Origin of the sequence: Plantactinospora sp. BC1, from assembly GCF_003030345.1 — a bacterium.
Classification (GTDB): Bacteria; Actinomycetota; Actinomycetes; order Mycobacteriales; family Micromonosporaceae; genus Plantactinospora.
Map to the genome: position 1 here is coordinate 7369877 of NZ_CP028158.1, position 19457 is coordinate 7389333.

Consider the following 19457-nt stretch of genomic DNA (forward strand, 5'->3'; position numbering starts at 1 on the left):
CCTCCAGAACGCAGGGTTGTTCCTACCTTACCCGCGAGTAGGCTTCTCTCATGAGTGACAGGTACGCCAGCTTCGCCCACACCGGTCCCGGCCGGGCGCTGGTCAAGCGCCTCGGCCTGCCCGACCCGCCCAAACTGCGCCGGTACCGCCCCGGTGACCCGCTGACGCACGGCCCGGTACGCCTCGACGCCGCCTCCGGCGGCCGCCTGGTCGAGCCGCTCGGCAAGCTGCTCACCGCCGCCGGGGTGGAGATCTCCGACCCGGCCACCACCCGGGCCGCCGAGGACGACGGTCGGGTACCCCCGCAGGCCGCCCTCCTCTACGACGCCACCGGCATCACCGACTCGGCCGGGCTGCGCGCGCTCTACGACTTCTTCCACCCGCTGGCCCGGGCGCTGCACCCGTCCGGCCGGGTGGTCGTCTTCGGCACCCCACCGGAATCCTGCGCCACCCCACGGGAGGCGACCGCCCAGCGCGCCCTGGAGGGGCTGACCCGGAGCATCGGCAAGGAGTTCGGCCGGGGTACGACGGCGCAGCTCGTCTACGTCGCGCCGGGTGCCGAGCGGGCGGTCGAGTCGACCCTGCGCTTCCTGCTCTCCGGCCGTTCGGCGTACGTCTCCGGGCAGGTGATCCGGATCGGTCCGGCCGAGGTGCCGGAGGTCGACTGGGCCCGCCCGCTGGACGGCAGGATCGCCCTGGTCACCGGCGCCGCCCGGGGGATCGGGGCGAAGGTCGCCGAGGTGCTGGCGGCGGACGGTGCCCAGGTGGTGGCGCTGGACGTACCGGCCGCCGGTGACGCGCTCGCCGAGGTCGCCAACGCCGTCGGCGGTACGGCGGTACAGCTCGACCTGACCGCGCCGGACGCGCCGCTGCGGCTCGCCGACCACCTCGCCGACCGGCACGGCCGGGTCGACGTGCTGGTGCACAACGCCGGGATCACCCGGGACAAGACGCTCGGCCGGATGCGGCCGGACTGGTGGGACTCGGTGCTGGAGGTCAACCTCACCAGCCAGGAACGGATCAACGACGTACTGCTGGACCGGGGGCTGATCCCGGCCGGCGGGCGACTCATCGGGGTCTCGTCGATCGCCGGGATCGCCGGCAACCGGGGCCAGACCAACTACGCCACCTCCAAGGCCGGGGTGATCGGCCTGGTGCACTCGATGGCTCCGGTCCTCGCCGAGCGCGGCATCACCGTGAACGCGGTCGCGCCGGGCTTCATCGAGACCCGGTTGACCGCCCGGATCCCGCTGGTGCTCCGCGAGGCCGGCCGGCGGATGAACAGCATGGCGCAGGGCGGCCTGCCGGTCGACGTCGCCCAGACGATCGCCTGGTTCGCCTCGCCCGGCTCGGCCGGGGTCACCGGCAACGTGGTCCGGGTCTGCGGTCAGAGTCTGCTGGGGGCGTGATGTCCGAGATGCCGAACGAGACCGGGGGCGGTACCCCGGTCGGGCCCGGGAGCGCGCCGGAGGGGTCCGGGGTCGAGTTGGCGGCGCTGCCGGCCGCCGGGCCGCTCTACCGGCAGGCGGCGATCGGGCTGGCCCCGAGGTTCGGGGCGGCCCGGCGTGCCGACCGGCTCCCCGGGACCGAACTGCTGGTCCGGGCGGTCACGGTCGACCGGAACCACCTGGCGGCGTACGACCGGGTGTGCGGGTTCCGGCTCGCCGACGCGCTGCCGCCGACCTATCCGCACGTACTCGCCTTTCCGCTGGCGCTGCGCCTGATGAGCGCGCCGGAGTTTCCGCTGCCGCTGGTCGGCCTGGTGCACGTGGCGAACCGGATCACCGCGTACCGCCGGATGGACGCGGCGGAGCCGCTGGACCTGGCGGTACGCGCCGTCGACCTGCGCCCGCACGACCGGGGCCGGCAGTTCGACGTGGTCTGCACCGCCTCGGCCGACGGGGAGGTGGTGTGGCGCGGGGTCTCGACGTACCTGCGGCGGGAGCGTACGGCGGCCGGCGGCCGGCGCGACTCGACGGAGCAGCCGGCGGCCCCGGCCCCGACCGCGCTGTGGCGGCTGGACTCCCGGGTGGGCCGGGACTACGCCCGGGTCTCCGGTGACCACAACCCGATCCACACCTCGCGGGTCGCCGCCCGGCTGTTCGGCTTCGCCGGGCCGATCGCGCACGGCATGTGGAGCAAGGCCCGGTGCCTGGCGGCGCTGGAGGGGCGGCTGCCCGACGCGTACACCGTGGAGGTGGCGTTCAAGCGGCCGGTGCCGCTGCCCGGTACGGTCGCGTTCTCCGCCGCCCCGGGCTGGAGTTTCGGGCTGCACGACCCGTCGCGCGGCCGTGCCCACCTGCTCGGCGAGGTGACCGCGACCGGGGTCTGATCCGGTGTGATCCGGACTGATCACGCTCTCGGGCGAAGCCCGACAGGACGGAACAAACATCGAGATTTGTCGTTGACACGACTGATGTGCATCGATAGTCTTCGCTTGATGCTGGAAAGCGCTTTCCAGCATCCCCGTCCCCCAACAAGTGCGCCCGGAACGGCCGGCCGCACCGTCCATCCTCGCTGGCGGCGCCCGCGTCCCACCCGCGACCCGGCCGCCGAGGTGGATCACTTCCGCTCGGAGGTATCTGTGTCCAGCACCGAAACCACCACGTCCCAGCGCGTACGACGGCTCACCCGGACGCCACTGCTCGCCGCAGCCACCGCCGCCGTACTCGTCACCACCTCGATGGTCGCGATGCCCACCGCGTCGGCCGCCTCGTTCAACATGCAGGGCTGGGCGACCCAGTGCGGCGGCACCACCGGCGGCGGCAACGCCTCCCCGGTGACGGTCACCAGCGGCAGCCAGCTGGTCAGCGAGATGCAGGCCAGCGGCGCACGGGTGATCCGGGTCTCCGGCAGCCTGTCGATCAGCGGCATGCAGAAGGTCGCCGCCAACAAGACCATCATCGGGGTGGGCAGCAACGCCGCCATCACCGGTGGCGGGCTCAACGTCGCCAGCGTCAGCAACGTCATCATCCGGAACATCAACTTCCGGAACTGGAGCGACGACGCGATCAACGTGCAGTACTCGACCCGGGTCTGGATCGACCACAACAGCTTCAGCAACGGCTCCGACGGCGCGGTCGACATCAAGCGGGCCTCGGACTGCGCCACCGTCTCCTGGAACCGGGTCTTCGACCACGACAAGTCCTTCCTGCTCGGTCACTCCGACGACAACGCGAGCGAGGACAGCGGCAAGCTGCGGGTGACGTACCACCACAACTGGTTCGACGGCTCCGAGCAGCGGCACCCCCGGGTCCGGTTCGGCAACCCGGTGCACGTCTTCAACAACTACTACAACAACGTCGGCGGCTACGGCGTCGCCTCCACCGAGGGCGCCGGTGTGCTCGTCGAGGGCAACTACTTCGAGAACACCGACGACCCGTACCACCTCGGCGAGGCCAGCTCCGGCCCCGGCACCCTGGTCGCCCGGAACAACCACTTCGTGAACTCCGGCAGTGGCCAGGCCGGCGGCAGCGTACGGAGCCTCCCGTACAGCGTCAGCGTCGACCCGGCGGCCAACGTCAAGTCCATCGTCACCGGCGGCGCCGGCACCGGCCGGATCTGACCGTCGGCACGGCGTCGCCCGATCCGACCCGCGCCACCGGCGACGTGACGGGTGCTCCGGTCCCACCGGACCGGAGCACCCGTACCCCCGTTTCCGCCGACCGGCGGCCGCACCCTCGCCCGGCGCGGCACCCGGACGGTCAGCCGACCACCTCGTAGCGCGGTCGGGCCCGCGGCACCGACCGGCGACCGGCCAGGGCGACGGCGGCGACGCCGACCCGGGCCAGCGCCAGCAGTCCGGCCAGCACCGCCACCGCCACCATCGCGTCACCGACGTCCGGGGCGAAGAGCCGCACCTGCGCCAGGCCGGCACCGTCCCAGGCCGCCGGGATCGCCCGGGTCACCCCCACCGCCAGGCCGGCGCAGCCGACGACCCAGCCGGCCGCTCCGGCGAGGATCCGCCGGCGCGACCCGGCCCGCCCGGCCGGACGGCGGACGATCCGGAGGAGCGACCAGACCAGCAGGCCGAGCAGGAGCAGCGCGACCGCACCCAGCCCGGCGAGCAACCGGGTGAAGGTCGGATCCTTCGCCGCGCCGGCCTCCGCCTCGGCACCGCGCAGGATCCGGGCCACGTTGAAGGCCGCCGAGACGAGCGGACCGTCCATCATCAGGCCGTAGATGTTGGCCAGCACCACCACGGCCAGGTCCGACCCGGGTACCAGCACGATGTGGCCGAACGAGTTCGCCGTCGCCCCGGCGTGCCAGACGATCCGCTCGGCCGGGTCGCCGAGCGTGCTGTCCCGCCACCCCATCGCGTACCGGCCGGCGCCGCCGGTCGGGACCTGGCCGGTGTGCAGCTGCGCGACGCCCTGCGGCGACAGGACCGGACGACCGGCGTACCGGCCGCCGCCGAGCTGGGCCATCGCGTAGTGGGTCACGTCGGTCAGGCTCGCCGCCAGGAAGCCGTACGTCACGCCGGAGCCGTCGAAGCCCGGGTCGAAGCGCTGCGGGCGGCCGAGGTAGTAACGGTGTCCGGGCGGCACCCCGACCGCCTCCGCCTCGGCGCCGGTGGCGGCGGAGTCGACCATCCCCAGTGGATCGAGTACCTGCCGGCGCAGGTAACCGCCGTAGCTCTCCCCGGTCACCTCCTCGACCAGTACGCCCAGGATCAGGTAGTTGGCGTCGCTGTACTGGTGGACCCCGCCCGGCTCGGTCGTCGGCCGGACCGCCGCGAGGTCCCGTACCGTCCGGGCCAGCGCACCGGGCGTGTTGTCGTACCGGTCGGTGAGCCCCATCGACGCCACCTGCGGCAGCCCGCTGTTCTGGACGAGCAGCTGCCGTACGGTGATCCGGACCGCGATCGACTCGTCGGCCAGCCGCAGCCACGGCACGTACCGGCGGACCGGTGCGTCCAGCTCGACCCGGCCGGCCTCGACGAGCTGCATCACCGCCAGTGCGGTGAACGACTTCGTCACCGAGCCGAGCACGAACGGCGTGCGCGGGGTGATCCGGTTGCCGTCGCCGTCGACCCCCCAGGCTCCCTGCCCGACGACCCGGTCGGCCCGGACCACCGCGTACGCCAACCCGGGCGCGCGGACCTCGGCCATGTGCTGCCGCAGGTAGCTCTCCACCCGGGCCAGGTCGTCCGGGGGTGGCGCCCCGGCCGCCGGGCCGGCCCCGGCGGCGACCGCCGCCGGCAGCGCGAGCACCACCGCCAGCACCGTCCGGACGGTGTGTCGCAGGCTGGATCCCATTCGCGTTTCCTCCCCGTGAAGTGCCGCCGGCAGACAGCTCAGCCGATCTGGCTGAGCAGCCGCTCCAACTCGGCCAGCCGCCGCTTGACCTCGGTCGTCTCGTCCCGGGTGCCGCGCAGCTCGGCACGGAGCCCGGCCAGTTGCTCGGCGGTCGCGGCGGTGGCCTCCGCCGTCCGGGTCTCCGCCTCGACGACCCGTTCGACCAGTGCGCGGTACGCCGCCTCCCCGGCCGTGCTCCGCCGGGCCCGGTAGAAGCCCAGGCCGACGAAGCCGACGACGGCGACCAGCGCCACCCCCAGTACGGCCGTGGCGATCGTGGCGGTCTGCGCGATGTCCAGCGCGGCCGACGCGACCGTGGCGGTCCGCGCGATCTCCGGCTCCGCTGCCAACAGTGTGGTCACCTGCTCGTGTCCTCTCCCGATCCGCCCGCTGCCGGGCCGTTCCCTCCGGTCGCGCCGGCTCCGGGCTCCGCCTCGGCCAGCGTCGGGACGGCTCCGGCGATCACCTGCGGGGTGAGTGCCAGCGCGAAGGGCACCACCTCGAAGTACTTCACCGAGCTGCCGTCCCGGGCCGTCTCCAGCTCGCCGACGACCAGGCCGGCCGCCTCCAGTCGCTGGAGGTGCATGTAGAGCAGTGGCCGGTTCATCCCCAGCCGGCGGGCCAGTTGGCTGACGTAGCTGCGGCCCTCGACGAGCGCCGCGACGATCCGCAGCCGGTGCGGGCTGGCCAGCGCGGTGAGCATCCGCAGCAACTGCTCCCCCGAGGGCGGGGCCTGGTCCATGCGTCCGGTTCCCTTCCCGGGTGTCAGTTTCGTCTGACACCCCCTGTCAGATGAGACTGACACCCAGGGCGGCCGGCGTCAAGGGCGAATCGGCGCGGGTGAGGGCGCGGGCGCGAGCGACGGCGTGGGCGAGGGCGCGAGCGACGGCGTGGGCGACAGCGACAGGCGGTCGAGGCGGCAGGGGCGTCAGTCCGTCGGAGCGGCCGGGGGGCGCCACGAGCGGCCGGCGAGCAGATCGCCGGCGCCGGTCCAGACGAAGTCCATCATCCGGCCGGCCATCGCGTCCGGGTCGGCGTCGGGATGGTCGGCCAGCCAGTCGGCGACCGACTCCGAGGCGCCGACCAGGGCGTACGCCATGACCTCCAGCTCGGGGCCGCGGACCTCGCGGCCGTCGGCGGCCAGGCCCCGGGCGAGCATCCCGGCGACCACCTCGATGATCCGGCTCCGCATCACCGCCACCTCGCTGGCGAACGGCCGCTCGCCCCGGGCCTGCCGGTAGAGGACCGCCCAGCCGTCCCGGTGCGCCCCGACGAACCGGAAGAACGCCCGCAGGCCGCGCCAGAGCCGCTCCTCGAACGGCAGGTCCGGCACCACCGCACCGACGATCGCCTCCACCAGCCGGGTCCCCTCCCGGTGCAGGCAGGCGGTGAAGAGCTCCTCCTTGGAGCCGAGATAGGCGTAGACCATGGGTTTGGAGATGCCGGCTCCGTCGGCGATCTCGTCCATGCTCGCCGCGTGGAAGCCGCGTCGGGAGAAGATCCTGACGGCGGCGTCGAGGATCTGCTGCTCCCGTACGGCCCGGGGCAACCGCCGGAAGGCGGGCGGAGTCGACACCCTTGCGAGCTTACCTACTCGTGCGTAAGGTTACGCGTGAGTAACCAATAAAGTTGACCGGAACAGCGACAACCACCAGCAGCCCGGAGGACTCTCGAATGACCGACTTCGACCCGGCGAACTTCGCCTCGCTCGAGCCCAAGCAGTTCGCCCAGATCGTCAAGTCCACCCCGGACGACAAGCTGGCCGAGGTGATGAGCGGCGACCTGCGCGGCAAGGTCCTCGACGCGGTGTTCGGCCGGATGCCGACGCTGTTCCGGGCCGACCGGGCCGGCAACACCAACACGGTCATCCACTGGACCATCACCGGGCGGGCCGACGGCGGCTCCGACACCTACGAGATCGTCATCGAGAACGGGACCTGCCAGGTCTCGGAGACCCCGCAGCGGGAGCCGAAGCTCACCCTCACGATGGGTCCGGTGGAGTTCCTCAAGATCGTTTCCGGTGGCGCCAACCCGGTGATGATGTTCATGACCGGCAAGCTGAAGGCAAAGGGCGACCTCGGGCTGGCGGCCAACATCGCCAACCTGTTCGACATCCCGAAGGCCTGACCACCCCGGCACCCGGGCCCGGCCGCCGAGCCGGCGCCCGGACCCCGGACCCGACGACCCACGAGGGGACGGCGTGACCGAGTTCTCGCTCGACCTGAACGAAGAGCAACGGGACCTGCGCGACTGGGTGCACGGCTTCGCCGCCGAGGTCGTGCGCCCGGCCGCCGCCGAGTGGGACGCCCGCGAGGAGACCCCCTGGCCGGTGATCCAGGAGGCGGCGAAGATCGGGCTGTACGGCTTCGAGTTCATCGCGAACTGCTGGGCCGACCCGACCGGCCTCTCCCTGCCGCTCGCCAACGAGGAACTCTTCTGGGGCGACGCCGGCATCGGGATGGCCCTCTTCGGCACCACCCTGGCGGTCGCCGCCATCTACGGCTCCGGCACCCCCGACCAACTGGTCGAATGGGTGCCGCAGTGCTACGGCGACACCGACCGACCGGCCGTGGCGGCGTTCTGCACCACCGAGCCGGAGGCCGGATCCGACGTCTCCGCCATGCGCACCCGGGCCCGCTACGACGAGGCCACCGACGAGTGGGTGCTGACCGGGCAGAAGGCGTACGCCACCAACGGCGGGATCGCCGCCGTGCACGTGGTGACCGCCTCGGTGGAGCCCGAACTCGGCTCCCGTGGCCAGGCCGCCTTCGTGGTGCCGCCCGGCACCGAGGGGCTGACCGCGACGAAGAAGCTCAAGAAGCTCGGGCTGCGCGCCTCGCACACCGCCGACGTCTTCCTCGACGAGGTACGGGTGCCGGGCCGCTGCCTGCTCGGTGGGCCCGAGGCACTGCGCGAACGGCTCGACCGGGCCCGCTCCGGCCAGCGCGGCAAGAGCCAGGCGGCGATGCGTACCTTCGAACTCTCCCGGCCGACGGTCGGGGCCCAGGCGATCGGGGTGGCCCGGGCGGCGTACGAGTACGCCCTGGCGTACGCCCAGGAGCGGGTCCAGTTCGGACGGCCGATCATCGAGAACCAGGCGATCGCGTTCCAGCTCGCGGACATGCGGATGGAGATCGACGCCGCCCGGCTGCTGGTCTGGCGGGCCGCCTGGATGGGGCGGAACAACCGGCCGTTCAACGCGGGCGAGGGCTCGATGTCCAAGCTCAAGGCCGGTGAGGTGGCCGTCTCGGTGACCGACCGGGCGGTGCAGATCCTCGGCGGCGCCGGCTTCCTGCGCGAGCACCCGGTCGAGCGCTGGTACCGGGACGCCAAGATCTACACCATCTTCGAGGGGACCTCGGAGATCCAGCGACTGGTCATCTCCCGGGCCATCTCCGGTCGCCAGATCCGCTGATCGGAGCACCCTTGCCGTCGGACCTCGCCTTCCTCGTCACCACGCTGACCCGGCGTGGACTGCTCAGGCCCGGCTCGCCCCGGCGGGTCGCGGCGCAACTCGGCGCGCTGCGGAACTGGGGCTTCAGCCTGGTCGGCGAGCTGCGCCAGGCGGCGGCCCGGGACCCGGACCGGATCGCGCTGATCGACGAGGAGCAGGGCGAGATCAGCTACCGGGAGCTGCTGGACCGGGCCGAACGGCTGGCCCGGTCGTTGCGGGCCCGCTACGGCATCGCGGAGGGCGACCGGATCGGGGTGCTCTGCCGCAACCACTCCGCCCTGGTGGAGACGGCCCTCGCCGGCGGGCTGCTCGGCGCCGACATCGTGCTGGTGAACACCGGACTCTCCGGAGCACAGCTCGGCACCGTCGCCGAGGAGCAGCGGATCCGACTGCTGGTGCACGACACCGAGTTCCTCGACCGGGTGGTCGGGCTGCCGGCGGAGGTGGAGCGGGTCGACGAGCGGGAGTACCCGGAACTGGTCGCCGGGGCGCCCCTCGGCGAGCTGCACCCGCCGGGCCGGGACGGCCGGACCATCGTGCTCACCTCCGGCACCACCGGTACCCCGAAGGGCGCCCGCCGGCCCACCCCGAACGGACTCGGCCCGCTAGTCGCGATCATCGGCCGGATCCCGCTGCACAGCGGGGTCCGGATGATGATCGCGGCCCCGCTCTTCCACACCTGGGGGTACGCCGCGCTCCAGATGGCCTTCGCGCTGCGCGGCACCGTCGTACTGCACCGCAGGTTCGAGCCGTCGGCCGCGCTGGAGGCGGTGGAACGGCACGGCTGCACCGCGCTCTTCGCCGTACCGGTGATGGTGCAGCGGCTGCTGGAGGTGCCGCCACCGGCGACCCGGCCGCCGCTGGAGGTGGTGGCGGTGAGCGGATCCGCACTGCCCGGCGGGCTGGCCACCCGGTTCATGGACCGCTACGGCGACGTGCTCTACAACCTGTACGGCTCCACCGAGGTCTCCTGGGCGGCCATCGCCACCCCGGCCGAGCTGCGCCAGGCGCCGGCCACCGCCGGCCGGCCCCCGCACGGCACCCGACTGGTGATCGTCGACCCGCGCGGCGAGCCGGTCCCACCCGGCCAGGTGGGCCGGATCCTGGTCGGCAACGAACTGCTCTTCGAGGGGTACACGACGGGCGGCCGGGAGACCGACGGTCGGGGCGACCCGGCCGGCGGGCGGCTGCTCGACACCGGCGACCTCGGCCACCTGGACGCCGACGGGCTGCTCTTCGTCGACGGCCGCGCCGACGACATGATCGTCTCCGGCGGCGAGAACGTCTATCCGTCCGAGGTGGAGAACCTGCTCGCCGAACTGCCGCAGGTACGCGAGGTGGCGGTGATCGGCGTACCGGACCGGACGTACGGGCAGCGGCTGGCGGCGTACCTGGTGCTGCACCCGGGCGAGACGCTCGACCCGGACGCGGTACGCGAGTACGTCCGCCGCTACCGCGCCCGGTTCTCGGTGCCCCGGGACGTGCTCTTCGTACCCGCCCTGCCGCGCAACGCGACCGGCAAGGTGCTGACCCGGGAACTACGCCGCTACCACCGGGCCTGACCGCCGGCCGTCGCTCGGCGGTCCACGGCCGGGCCCGGGGCAGGCCGACGACTCAGGTGCCGACGGCTCAGGTGGTGACCCGGACGGTGACCGTGCCGATCAGGATCCGGTGGTCGGAGCAGGCGCCGCCGCAGGCGGTGGAGATGGAGAGCGAGTCGCCGGTGTACGCGCCGACGATCCGGTCCTCGCGTACGAAGATCATGTCGATCTTCTTGCCCTGGCCGTCCGGTCCGCTGGTGTCGCCGTCGGCGACGGTCGTCTCGCCGTAGCCGGGGCTGTCGGCGTGGGTGTCGTCCAGCTCCCGGTAGTCGCCCCGGTTGCCGCCGTTGAGCGGCACGTCCAGGTTGCGGGAGTACCAGGGGTTCATCCGGCCGTAGTCGGGCTGGGCGTTGAAGTCACCGGCGATGATCACGGTGTCCCCGGCGGCGTGGTAGTTCTCCACCACGGTCAGCACCTCGCCGAGCTGCCGTTCGTTGATCTTGAGGCCGCCGATCACGTCGTTCGACGGGGTTATGTGGGTGGTGCAGAACCGCAGGTGCGGACGGGCCTCCAGCGGCGCACAGAGCAGTTGGCGCCGCTCCGAGCTGCCGTCCGGCGCCAGCGGGAAACGGTCGGCCGGACCCATCGGCTGCCTGCTGAAGATGGCCAGCCCGAACGGCTCACCGTTGCAGTGCGTCGAGTTGTGCTCCTGGAACCGGGAGAAGTTCTCCACGGCCGCCGGCCAGCCCGAGGCCCGCAGGTTGGACTGCACCGCCTTGTACTGGCTCCAGCACAGCTCGTTGAGGGCGGCGAAGTCGGCCTTGCGGTTGCGGATCGAGTTCGCCAGTACGGTGATCAGCCCGTTGCCGGTGGCACCCCGGTGCATCTTCCAGCCGGCCACGTTCCAGGTCCAGACGTTGTAGCTGGCGTTCACCTCGCCAGCCGATGCCGGCGCGGCAGCCGACAGCACCACCGCCGGCACCATGGCCAGTACCGCCGCCGCGAACGTCGCGAGCCCCCGTCGAAACCGCATCGCCCCTCCTGATGATCATCGAATCGATGTCGGCGAGGATAACGGATCACGGGGGTTCGCGTCACCGGCCGTACACAGGGGACGTCCGAAGAGGACGGTGGGGGCCGGACGGCCGGCTCAGACCTGGGGAATCTCGTGCACCAGGGCCGAGGCGCTCACCGTCTTGGAGCGCACCTCGCCGCCGCCGACGGTACGCAGCTGGTAGGTGTGCTGCACGTACCCACCCGGCTGCCCGTCGCCGCAGGGAAAGTTGATCGTCGCGGTGCCGACGGCCGGGTAGCTGTCGTAGACCCCGGGCCCGTCGACGGAGATGGTCACCCGGTCGGCGCCGGTCACCTTCCACTCCAGGATCACCGGAAGGCCGGGCACCCGGTTCACGTTGGTGCCCTGGTCGCACTGCGGCTTCTGCTTGATCCGGTAGTAGACGATGGTCGGACCCGCCGGCTTCTTCTCCTTCGTACCGCCGGGGTTGCCGCCGCCGCTGCTCCCGCCGCCGGGATTGCCGGCACCGGGGTTGCCGCCGCCGGGCTGTCCGGCCTGGCCGGCCGGGCTGCCGGTCGGGCCCGGCTGCGCGGTGGAGCCGGCCGGCGGCACGCTGCCCAGACCCGCGCTCCCATCGGCGGCCGGGGCCGAGGTGGCCGGGGTGGGACCACGGTTCCCGGGCGTCCCGCAGCCGGTCGTCGCGACGGCGATCGCGCCGCCGAGGGCGACCACGGCCGCCCGAGTCAGGTACCTGTGCATGGTCGCTCCTCCGTCGCTGGTCCCCGGGACGACCGCCGGGGTCGGTCCCACGGTAGGGAACCACGGGCGACCGGTGAATCACGGTTTCGTGCCAGCCGAGCCGGAACGGACGCCCGTCGCCCAATTCCGCGACCGGCCCGGCGCGGGCGGGCGGCGGCGCGCGGGCGGGCGGACCCGGTCGACCCGGTCAGCCGGTCGGCGACCCGACCCGGTCCGGTGCGGTGAGCCGGCCCGTCGCGGCGAGCGCCGCGATGTCTGTCCGGTGGTGCCCGCCCGGCAGGTCGATCCCGGCGACCAGCTCGTAGGCGGCGGCCCTGGCCGTGTCGAGGTCGGCGCCGAGGCCGGTAGCGGCGAGGACCCGACCCCCGGCGGAGACCAGCGCGCCGTCGGAGTCCCGGCGTGCGGTGCCGGCGTGCACGATCCCGGCCCGCTCGGCGCCGGTGATCACGTCACCGGTCCTCGGCGTACCCGGATAGCCCGCCGAGGCGACCACGACGGTGACCGCCGCACCGGACCGCCAGCGCAGCGGCGGATGCGCGGCCAGCGTGCCGGTGGCCGCCGCGTGCAGCAGGCCGGCGAGCGGCGTCTCCAGCAGCGGGAGTACGACCTGCGTCTCCGGGTCGCCGAACCGCGCGTTGAACTCGATCACCCGTGGCCCGTGCCGGGTGATGGCCAGCCCGACGTAGAGCAGCCCGTTGAACGGCGTGCCCCGACGCCGCAGCTCGGCCAGGGTCGGCCCGACCACCGTGGCCATCACCTCGTCGACGGTGCCCGGCGGCAGCCACGGCAGCGGCGCGTACGCCCCCATGCCGCCGGTGTTCGGCCCGGTGTCGCCGTCGCCGACCCGCTTGAAGTCCTGGGCCGGCAGCAGCGGCAGCGCGGTCTCGCCGTCGGTGACCACGAAGAGCGACACCTCGGGCCCGGCAAGGTACTCCTCGACGACGACCCGGCCACACCCGGCGGCGTGGTCGAGTGCCGCCGACCGGTCCTCGGTGACCAGTACGCCCTTGCCGGCGGCGAGCCCGTCGTCCTTGACCACGTACGGCGGGCCGAACTCGTCGAGCGCCTGCCCCACCAGGGCCGACCCGATCCCGGTGCCGGGGTTGTCGACCGTCCGGGCCCGGGCCGTCGGCACCCCGGCCGCCGCCATCACGTCCTTGGCGAACGTCTTGGAGCCCTCGATCCGGGCCGCCGCGCCGGACGGGCCGAAGCAGGCGATGCCCTTGGCGCGTACCGCGTCGGCGACCCCGGCGACCAGCGGCGCCTCCGGACCGACGACGACCAGGTCGGCCTGGACCTCGACGGCGAGCGCCGCGACCGACGCCGGATCGGTGGCCTGCACCGGGCGCAGCTCCGCCAGCGCCGCGATGCCCGGATTGCCCGGTGCGGCGATCAACTGGTCGACGGCCGGGTCTGCGGCGAGGCCGAGCGCCAGAGCATGCTCCCGCCCGCCGCCACCGAGAAGTAGTACGCGCACGGCCACCGATCCTACGGGTCCGGCCCGGAACCGCTCGCTCCCGGCCGGAAGTGCCTAGCTCCTGGCCGAGATCAACTCGTGCCGGACGACGTTCTCGTCCCGGCCGGGGCCGACGCCGACCACGCTGACCCGGGCCCGGCACAGCTCCTCGATCCGGGCCACGTAGCGGCGGGCGTTCTCCGGCAGCTCCGCCTCCGACCGCGCCTTGGAGATGTCCTCCCACCAGCCGTCCAGCTCCTCGTAGATCGGCTTGGCGTGGTGGATCGCGGTCTGCGTCATCGGCATGTCGTCGTACCGCTCGCCGTCGATCTCGTAGCCGACGCAGATCGGCACCTTCTCCAGCCCGGAGAGGACGTCGAGCTTGGTGACGACCAGGTCGGTGATGCCGTTGAGCCGGACGGCGTACCGGGCGATCACCGCGTCGAACCAGCCGCACCGGCGCTCCCGGCCGGTGGTGGTGCCGTACTCGGCGCCGACCTTGCGCAGGTGTGCGCCGTTGTCGTCGAAGAGTTCGGTCGGGAACGGCCCCGACCCGACCCGGGTGGTGTACGCCTTCGTCACCCCGATCACCTGGTTGATCGCCATCGGCGGGATGCCGGAGCCGACACAGGCACCGCCGACCGTCGGGTTGGACGAGGTGACGAAGGGGTACGTGCCGTGGTCCATGTCGAGCATGGTGGCCTGGGCACCCTCCAGCAGCACCGTCTCGCCCCGGTCCAGCGCGTCCCAGAGGATCACCCGGGTCTCCGCGATGTACGGCCGCAGCCGCTCCGCGTAGCCGAGGTATTCCTCGGTCACCGCGTCGACGTCCAGCGCCTTGCGGTTGTAGACCTTGAAGAGGATCTGGTTCTTCTCCCGCAGCGCGAGTTCGAGCTTCTTGCGCAGGATGCCCGGGTCGAGCAGGTCCTGCACCCGGATGCCCATCCGGGCCACCTTGTCGCCGTACGCCGGGCCGATGCCCCGGCCGGTGGTGCCGATCCGGGACGAGCCGAGGTAGCGCTCGACGACCCGGTCCAGCGCCCGGTGGTGCGGCATGATCAGGTGCGCGTCGCCGGAAATCCGCAGCCGGGAGACGTCGACGCCCCGCTCGGCCAGGCCGTCGATCTCGGAGATCAGCACCTTCGGGTCGACCACCACACCGTTGCCGATCACGATCACCGCGCTCGGCGAGAGCGCGCCCGACGGCATCAGGTGCAGCGCGTACTTCTGCCCGTCCGGGGTCACCACAGTGTGCCCGGCGTTGTTGCCGCCGGAGTAACGGACGACGTAGTCGACCCGGTCACCCAGCAGGTCGGTAACCTTGCCCTTGCCCTCGTCGCCCCACTGCGCCCCGATGAGCACGATCGCCGGCATCTCTAAACCCGCCTCCAGGGGGCTCGGGTGCCAGGTGGCGACCGCGTGGCGAGCCCGAGGTGTCAGGCTAACAAAAAGTGACGACCCGGCCGGCAGAGGCCGGCTGGCGGCAGGAGGCGACTCCCGGTGTACGACGTGGTACTGCTCACCCTCGCCCGGGGTGAGGACACCCCGACGGGCTGCGGCGCGGGCGGCGACTGCTGTTCGTCCGCCGCGGCCCCCGACCGGGCGAGCTGCGCGGAGACCCCACGGGTACCGGTACTGGCCTGCGCCGACGCGCTCACCGAGCGGGGCGCCCGGGTGGAGACGGTGACCGCCCGGTCGGATCGGGAGATCGACGCGGTACTGGCCCGGTTGGACGGTCCGCCCCGACCGGACGGGCTCGACTGGCCCGACCCGGACGACAAGACCCGGCTCGTCGTCGCTACAGCGAGTGACGCACAGTTACGCGCCGTCATGCGTCGGCTGGTCCGTCGGTACGCCCCGCCGCCCAGCCGCCGCCCGGCCGACCTCGCCGGCAACCGGACCGTGCCCGACCTGCCGGCGATCGGCGTACTGCCACTGGAGCCGAGCCGGTCGGCGGCGTCCGGTCCGCCCCGGGACCTCGCCGGGCAGCTCGGCCTGCCCCGCGAACCGGCGGCGGTCGCCGCGGCCGTGCTCGACGGTCGGGTACGCCGCCTCGACCTGCTCCGCAACGACGGCGGTTCGGTGACCCTGGACGGCGTGCTGCTCGGTGCCGCCAACGACGCGGGTACCCCGTTGGCCTGGCACGGCCGGGTGGAGGTGGACGACATTGTGCTGTCGGCCGGCGACGACCCGCTCTTCGCCTGCGCGATCGGCAACGCGGGCGGCTACGCCGAACTGGGCGGGGTGCGCCTGCTGTCCACGGCGGACCCGGCCGACGGCACGGTCGAGGTGGCGGTGGCCGTACCGGTGACCGAACGGTCCCGCTGGGGCCGCCGGAAGGTACGCCTCGAGGTACGGCGGGCGCGTGGCCGTGCGGTCGCGGTCGCGCCTAGGGATCCGGAGGTTCCGTTCCTGGACGACGGGGTAACGGGGACCCTCGACCGGAAGCGATCGTGGTGGATCGAGCCGGGGGCATGGGCGGTGTACGACCACTGATCTGTTGTGGAAGGCTGTAGGTGGGACCTTCGTGCCCGGCCCGAGGCCGATCGGCGGGCATATCCTCGGGTGTGGGAGGGGGGTAGGTAGGTCGTGGTGAACAATCATGGAGACCGGGTGTACGTGCCGGGCCAGGTGCCGCCAGCGCCGCAGGAGGCCGAGCCGCTGTGGCCGCCGGACGAGATCGTCGCCGAGCCGCGCGACGAGTCCAATCCGATCAGTTGGGCGCCGACTCCACCGCCGCCACCGGACGCGACCCCGCCGGGCCCGATGGCCGGGGTTCCGCAGCCCGTCGCGCACCAGCCCTACCAGTCCACCCCACCACCCGCTCCGCCGCCCGCGGTACCGGTGCCGCCGGTCCCGCCATCGTTCGGCCCCGTGCCGATCCCGCCCGCGCCACCCGTACCACCGCCCGTTCCGCCGGTGACCGCCGTTCCGCCACCGGTCCCGCCGGTGACCGCCGTACCGATGCACCCGCCGGTTCCGCCGGTGCCGGCGCCGCCACCGGGTCCGGCGCCGCACGGCGGCGCGGCCGAGACGCCGGTGCACTCGCCTACCCGGGTCTGGCCGACGGTCGCCCCGAGCAACCAGGGGCGGGCCTCGGTCGGTACCGGTGACATCCGTCGCCCGGACGCGACCGGCCGGCCGGAGCAGGCCGGTGGCCCGGACGCGGTCGGCCGGGCCCGGCCGGAGTCCCCGGACCGGCCGGCGACGACCGGCGAGGAGCGCACCGGCGGCACCGGTACGGCCGAGCCGCGAGCCGCCGGCAAGGCCAGCGTCAGCCCCACCGCTGGCAAGGCGAGCGTCAACCCCGCCGCCGGCAAGGCAGCGGTCAACCCGGTGAGCCCGTCCGCCGGGAAGGCGTCCGTCGCTCCGGCCGCCGGCAAGGCGACGGTGAACCCGGTGAGCGGAGCGGCCCCGGTGAGCGGAGCGGCCCCGGTGAGCGGAGCAGCCCCGGTGAGCGGAGCGGCCCCGGTCGTCCCGGCCGGCGGCACCGAGCCGGTCAGCGGGACGAACCCGACCGGCGGGACCCACCCGGCCAGCGGCGCTACTCCGACGAACGGCTCCGCCCCGACCAGCGGCCCGACCCCGACCAGCGGCCCGACCTCCACCGGCGGGGTGATTCCGGTCGGCGGCGCGGCGAGCGGCGGCGGGCAGGGTGCCGGGGGCGCCGAGTCCGGCGCGCCGCAGAGCGGCCCGGCGGCGCCGTCGGGAGCGGTCGAGGCGGGCGGGGGCCAGCCGGAGGCCGAGCCGACCGAGCAGCGGGAAGGTGCCCGGGCCGGCGAAGCGGCCGAGCAGGCAGAAGGCGTCCGTGCCGCCGAACCGGCCCGTGGCCGGGCGACGCTGCCGGCCACCAGCCGGAGCCAGCCGGACGGCGGGCCGGCCCGGCCGCCGGCCGAGTCACCGTGGGCACAGCCGCCGCAGCGACCGGTCGGCCCGCAGCACGGCGTCCCGACACCGCTGGCAGCACCGGTGCCACCACCGCCGGTACCGGCAGCACAGCCGGTACCGCCGCAGCCCGTCTCCGGTCCCGGCCCCGGTCCGGTCAGCGGCGCCGCGCCGCCGGTCGGCCCGTACCCGCCCACGATGGCGCCCGGCCCGTACTCGGCGGCGGTGCGTCCGGTGTCGGCCTACCCGCCGCCGCCGTCGCCCCAGCAGCCGGTACCGCCGCAGCCGCCGTTACCGCCTCCGGTGCCGGCGCACCCGGCCTACCCGCCGCAGCCACCGGACCAGCACGGTCCGCCGGGTTATCCGAGCCAGCCCGGCTACCCGAGCTATCCGCCGCCGCCACCGGTACCCGGCCCGCAGTCCGGCTGGGCACCACCGCCGGTGCCGCCGGTACCGCCGCACCCCGGGGTGACCGAGGTGCCGCAGCAGCCGTACGCCGAGTCGGCCGGGGTGCAGGGGATGCCACCGCAACCCGTCAACGCCTACCCCGACCCGCTCTGGACACCGGACTCCGGTACCCCCACCGCCGAGGACTTCGCCCGGCGCCGGGCGGTACGCCCCGCCGACCCCGTGGCGCAGACCGGGCTGCGCGCCGCCGTCAACAAGACCACGCTGGGGCTGGTGAAGCTCGCCCCCGGACGGCACGAGCAGGAGATCAAGCAGGACATCGAGATGATCCGCCGGAACTTCGGCGGGCTGCGGCAGGTGACCGTCGTCAACCCCAAGGGCGGCGCCGGGAAGACCGTGGCGATCCTGCTGCTGGCGATGACCTTCGGGCAGAAGCGCGGCGGGTACGTGCTGGCCTGGGACAACAACGAGACCCAGGGCACTCTGGGCATGCGGGCCCAGCAGGACTTCCACTCCCGGACCGTGCGGGACATGCTGCGCGACCTCTACCAGTTCAAGGGTGCGCACGGCCGGGTCGGCGACCTGTCGCAGTACGTCCGGTCGCAGAGCGAGGGCATGTTCGACGTCCTCGCCTCCGACGAGTCGGCGACCGGCGGCGAGATGCTCACCGCCGCCGCCTTCGCGGAGATCCGCGAGGTGGTCAGCCGGTTCTACAAGCTGATCTTCGTGGACACCGGCAACAACGTCCGGGCGCAGAACTGGCAGGCGGCGATCGACGCCACCGACCAGCTCGTGGTGACCATGTCGGCCCGTAACGACTCCGCCGAGACGGCCGCCCGGATGCTCGACCACCTGGAGCAGAGCGGCCGGCAGCGGCTCGTCCGGCAGGCGGTGACGGTGGTCTCCATGCCGCCGTCCCGCAAGGAGATCGACCTGCCGGCGATCGAGCGGCACTTCGCCGCCCGCACCAGGGCGGTGCTGCTGGCACCGTACGAGCGGTTGATCGACACCGGCGAGCCGATCCGCTACGCCGGACTCTCGTCCGCGACCCGCGACGCCTGGCTCAAGATCGCCGCCTCGGTGGCCGAGGGGCTCTGACCCCGGTCACGACGACCGGTCGACGACGACTCCGGTCACGGCGGCTCGCCGACGGCCGGGAGCGGGTCAGGTGGCCGCCCGGCCGCCGACGCCGGACCGGTGCCGGTCAGCTGCCGGAGAGGGCGTCACCGGCCGCCGGGTCGCAGTCGCGGAGGAACTGCGCGCAGCGGGCCGCCTCGTCGGACTCGCCGATCTCGCCGGCCGCCCGGGAGAGCACGTGCAGGCAGCGCAGGAAGCCCCGGTTCGGCGCGTGGCTCCACGGCACCGGCCCGTGCCCCTTCCAGCCGCTGCGGCGGAGCTGGTCCAGGCCCCGGTGGTAACCGGTGCGGGCGTACGCGTAGGCGGCGACGACCTGGCCGGAGTCGAGGGCCCGCGCGGCCAGGGCCGCCCAGGCGGCGCTGAACGTCGGGTGCTGCGCGGCGGCCGAGGCGTACGCCTCGTCGGTGTCCGCCGCCCGCGCGGCGGCGAGCGCCGCCTCGGCTTCGTCGTCTCCGGGCAGGAGGGTGGCCGGCGGTTCGGGCAAGAGGTTCTGCATCGGACCATT

At 73.7% G+C, this 19457-nt stretch carries 17 protein-coding genes; 8 read left to right on the forward strand and 9 right to left on the reverse strand.

Features of this window, described 5'->3' with window-relative positions:
- The first annotated feature begins 50 nt into the window (after positions 1-50).
- From C6361_RS32390 to C6361_RS32400, 3 genes are all read left to right on the forward strand, one after another.
- Positions 51-1409, forward strand: coding sequence for a 3-oxoacyl-ACP reductase (locus C6361_RS32390; protein ID WP_107270062.1), 1359 nt, complete (start codon positions 51-53; stop codon positions 1407-1409).
- Entirely contained in the window at positions 1409-2332 is a 924-nt protein-coding gene (locus C6361_RS32395; protein WP_369931466.1) for a MaoC/PaaZ C-terminal domain-containing protein, read from the forward strand. Before C6361_RS32390 ends, C6361_RS32395 begins: the two co-directional genes overlap by 1 nt.
- A gap of 252 nt (positions 2333-2584) precedes the next feature.
- Positions 2585-3565 carry a polysaccharide lyase family 1 protein gene (locus tag C6361_RS32400; protein ID WP_234359150.1) on the forward strand — a complete coding sequence of 327 codons (981 nt, stop codon included), beginning with the start codon at positions 2585-2587 and terminating at the stop codon, positions 3563-3565.
- A 139-nt stretch (positions 3566-3704) separates the two neighbouring features.
- On the opposite strand, the gene C6361_RS32405 is transcribed toward C6361_RS32400, so the two are convergent.
- The 4 genes from C6361_RS32405 to C6361_RS32420 form a co-directional block, all read right to left on the reverse strand.
- Positions 3705-5258, reverse strand: a complete 1554-nt coding sequence (locus C6361_RS32405; RefSeq protein WP_107270063.1) for a serine hydrolase — start codon at positions 5256-5258, stop codon at positions 3705-3707.
- Between the two features lie 38 nt (positions 5259-5296).
- The gene (locus tag C6361_RS32410) at positions 5297-5659 is read right to left on the reverse strand and encodes a hypothetical protein (protein ID WP_107262638.1); all 363 of its coding nucleotides are present in this window, start codon (positions 5657-5659) and stop codon (positions 5297-5299) included.
- The gene (locus C6361_RS32415) at positions 5656-6039 is read right to left on the reverse strand and encodes a winged helix-turn-helix domain-containing protein (protein WP_107270064.1); all 384 of its coding nucleotides are present in this window, start codon (positions 6037-6039) and stop codon (positions 5656-5658) included. The genes C6361_RS32410 and C6361_RS32415 overlap by 4 nt, the downstream gene beginning before the upstream one ends.
- Before the next feature lie 186 nt (positions 6040-6225).
- A complete protein-coding gene (locus C6361_RS32420) occupies positions 6226-6873 on the reverse strand; it encodes a TetR/AcrR family transcriptional regulator (protein WP_107262636.1) in 648 nt (215 codons plus the stop codon).
- A 98-nt stretch (positions 6874-6971) separates the two neighbouring features.
- On the opposite strand from C6361_RS32420, the gene C6361_RS32425 reads away from it, so the two are divergent.
- The 3 genes from C6361_RS32425 to C6361_RS32435 all read left to right on the forward strand — a co-directional run bounded on the left by C6361_RS32425 (position 6972) and on the right by C6361_RS32435 (position 10313).
- Positions 6972-7424: an SCP2 sterol-binding domain-containing protein gene (locus tag C6361_RS32425; RefSeq protein WP_107262635.1), complete on the forward strand. Its 453-nt coding sequence runs from the start codon at positions 6972-6974 to the stop codon at positions 7422-7424.
- 73 nt (positions 7425-7497) lie between these two features.
- Positions 7498-8712, forward strand: coding sequence for an acyl-CoA dehydrogenase family protein (locus C6361_RS32430; RefSeq protein ID WP_107270065.1), 1215 nt, complete (start codon positions 7498-7500; stop codon positions 8710-8712).
- 11 nt (positions 8713-8723) lie between these two features.
- Positions 8724-10313 (forward strand): AMP-binding protein, encoded by a 1590-nt coding sequence (locus tag C6361_RS32435; protein WP_107270066.1) that lies wholly within the window; start codon positions 8724-8726, stop codon positions 10311-10313.
- 67 nt (positions 10314-10380) lie between these two features.
- On the opposite strand, the gene C6361_RS32440 is transcribed toward C6361_RS32435, so the two are convergent.
- From C6361_RS32440 to C6361_RS32455, 4 genes are all read right to left on the reverse strand, one after another.
- Positions 10381-11325: an endonuclease/exonuclease/phosphatase family protein gene (locus tag C6361_RS32440; RefSeq protein WP_234359151.1), complete on the reverse strand. Its 945-nt coding sequence runs from the start codon at positions 11323-11325 to the stop codon at positions 10381-10383.
- A 117-nt stretch (positions 11326-11442) separates the two neighbouring features.
- The gene (locus tag C6361_RS32445) at positions 11443-12066 is read right to left on the reverse strand and encodes a hypothetical protein (protein ID WP_159079591.1); all 624 of its coding nucleotides are present in this window, start codon (positions 12064-12066) and stop codon (positions 11443-11445) included.
- Positions 12067-12253: 187 nt separating this feature from the next.
- Entirely contained in the window at positions 12254-13543 is a 1290-nt protein-coding gene (gene purD / locus C6361_RS32450; RefSeq protein ID WP_107271318.1) for a phosphoribosylamine--glycine ligase, read from the reverse strand.
- 54 nt (positions 13544-13597) lie between these two features.
- Entirely contained in the window at positions 13598-14896 is a 1299-nt protein-coding gene (locus tag C6361_RS32455; RefSeq protein ID WP_107262630.1) for an adenylosuccinate synthase, read from the reverse strand.
- A 126-nt stretch (positions 14897-15022) separates the two neighbouring features.
- Between C6361_RS32455 and C6361_RS32460 the strand changes: the two genes are divergently transcribed.
- Positions 15023-16018, forward strand: a complete 996-nt coding sequence (locus C6361_RS32460) for a hypothetical protein (protein WP_107270068.1) — start codon at positions 15023-15025, stop codon at positions 16016-16018.
- A 903-nt stretch (positions 16019-16921) separates the two neighbouring features.
- Complete coding sequence (locus tag C6361_RS38560; RefSeq protein WP_369931467.1) at positions 16922-18913, forward strand: chromosome partitioning protein; 1992 nt, start codon at positions 16922-16924, stop codon at positions 18911-18913.
- A 106-nt stretch (positions 18914-19019) separates the two neighbouring features.
- Here the strand turns inward: C6361_RS38560 and C6361_RS32470 are convergent, their stop codons facing one another.
- A complete protein-coding gene (locus tag C6361_RS32470) occupies positions 19020-19448 on the reverse strand; it encodes a DUF3151 domain-containing protein (protein WP_107262627.1) in 429 nt (142 codons plus the stop codon).
- Positions 19449-19457 lie beyond the last annotated feature (9 nt).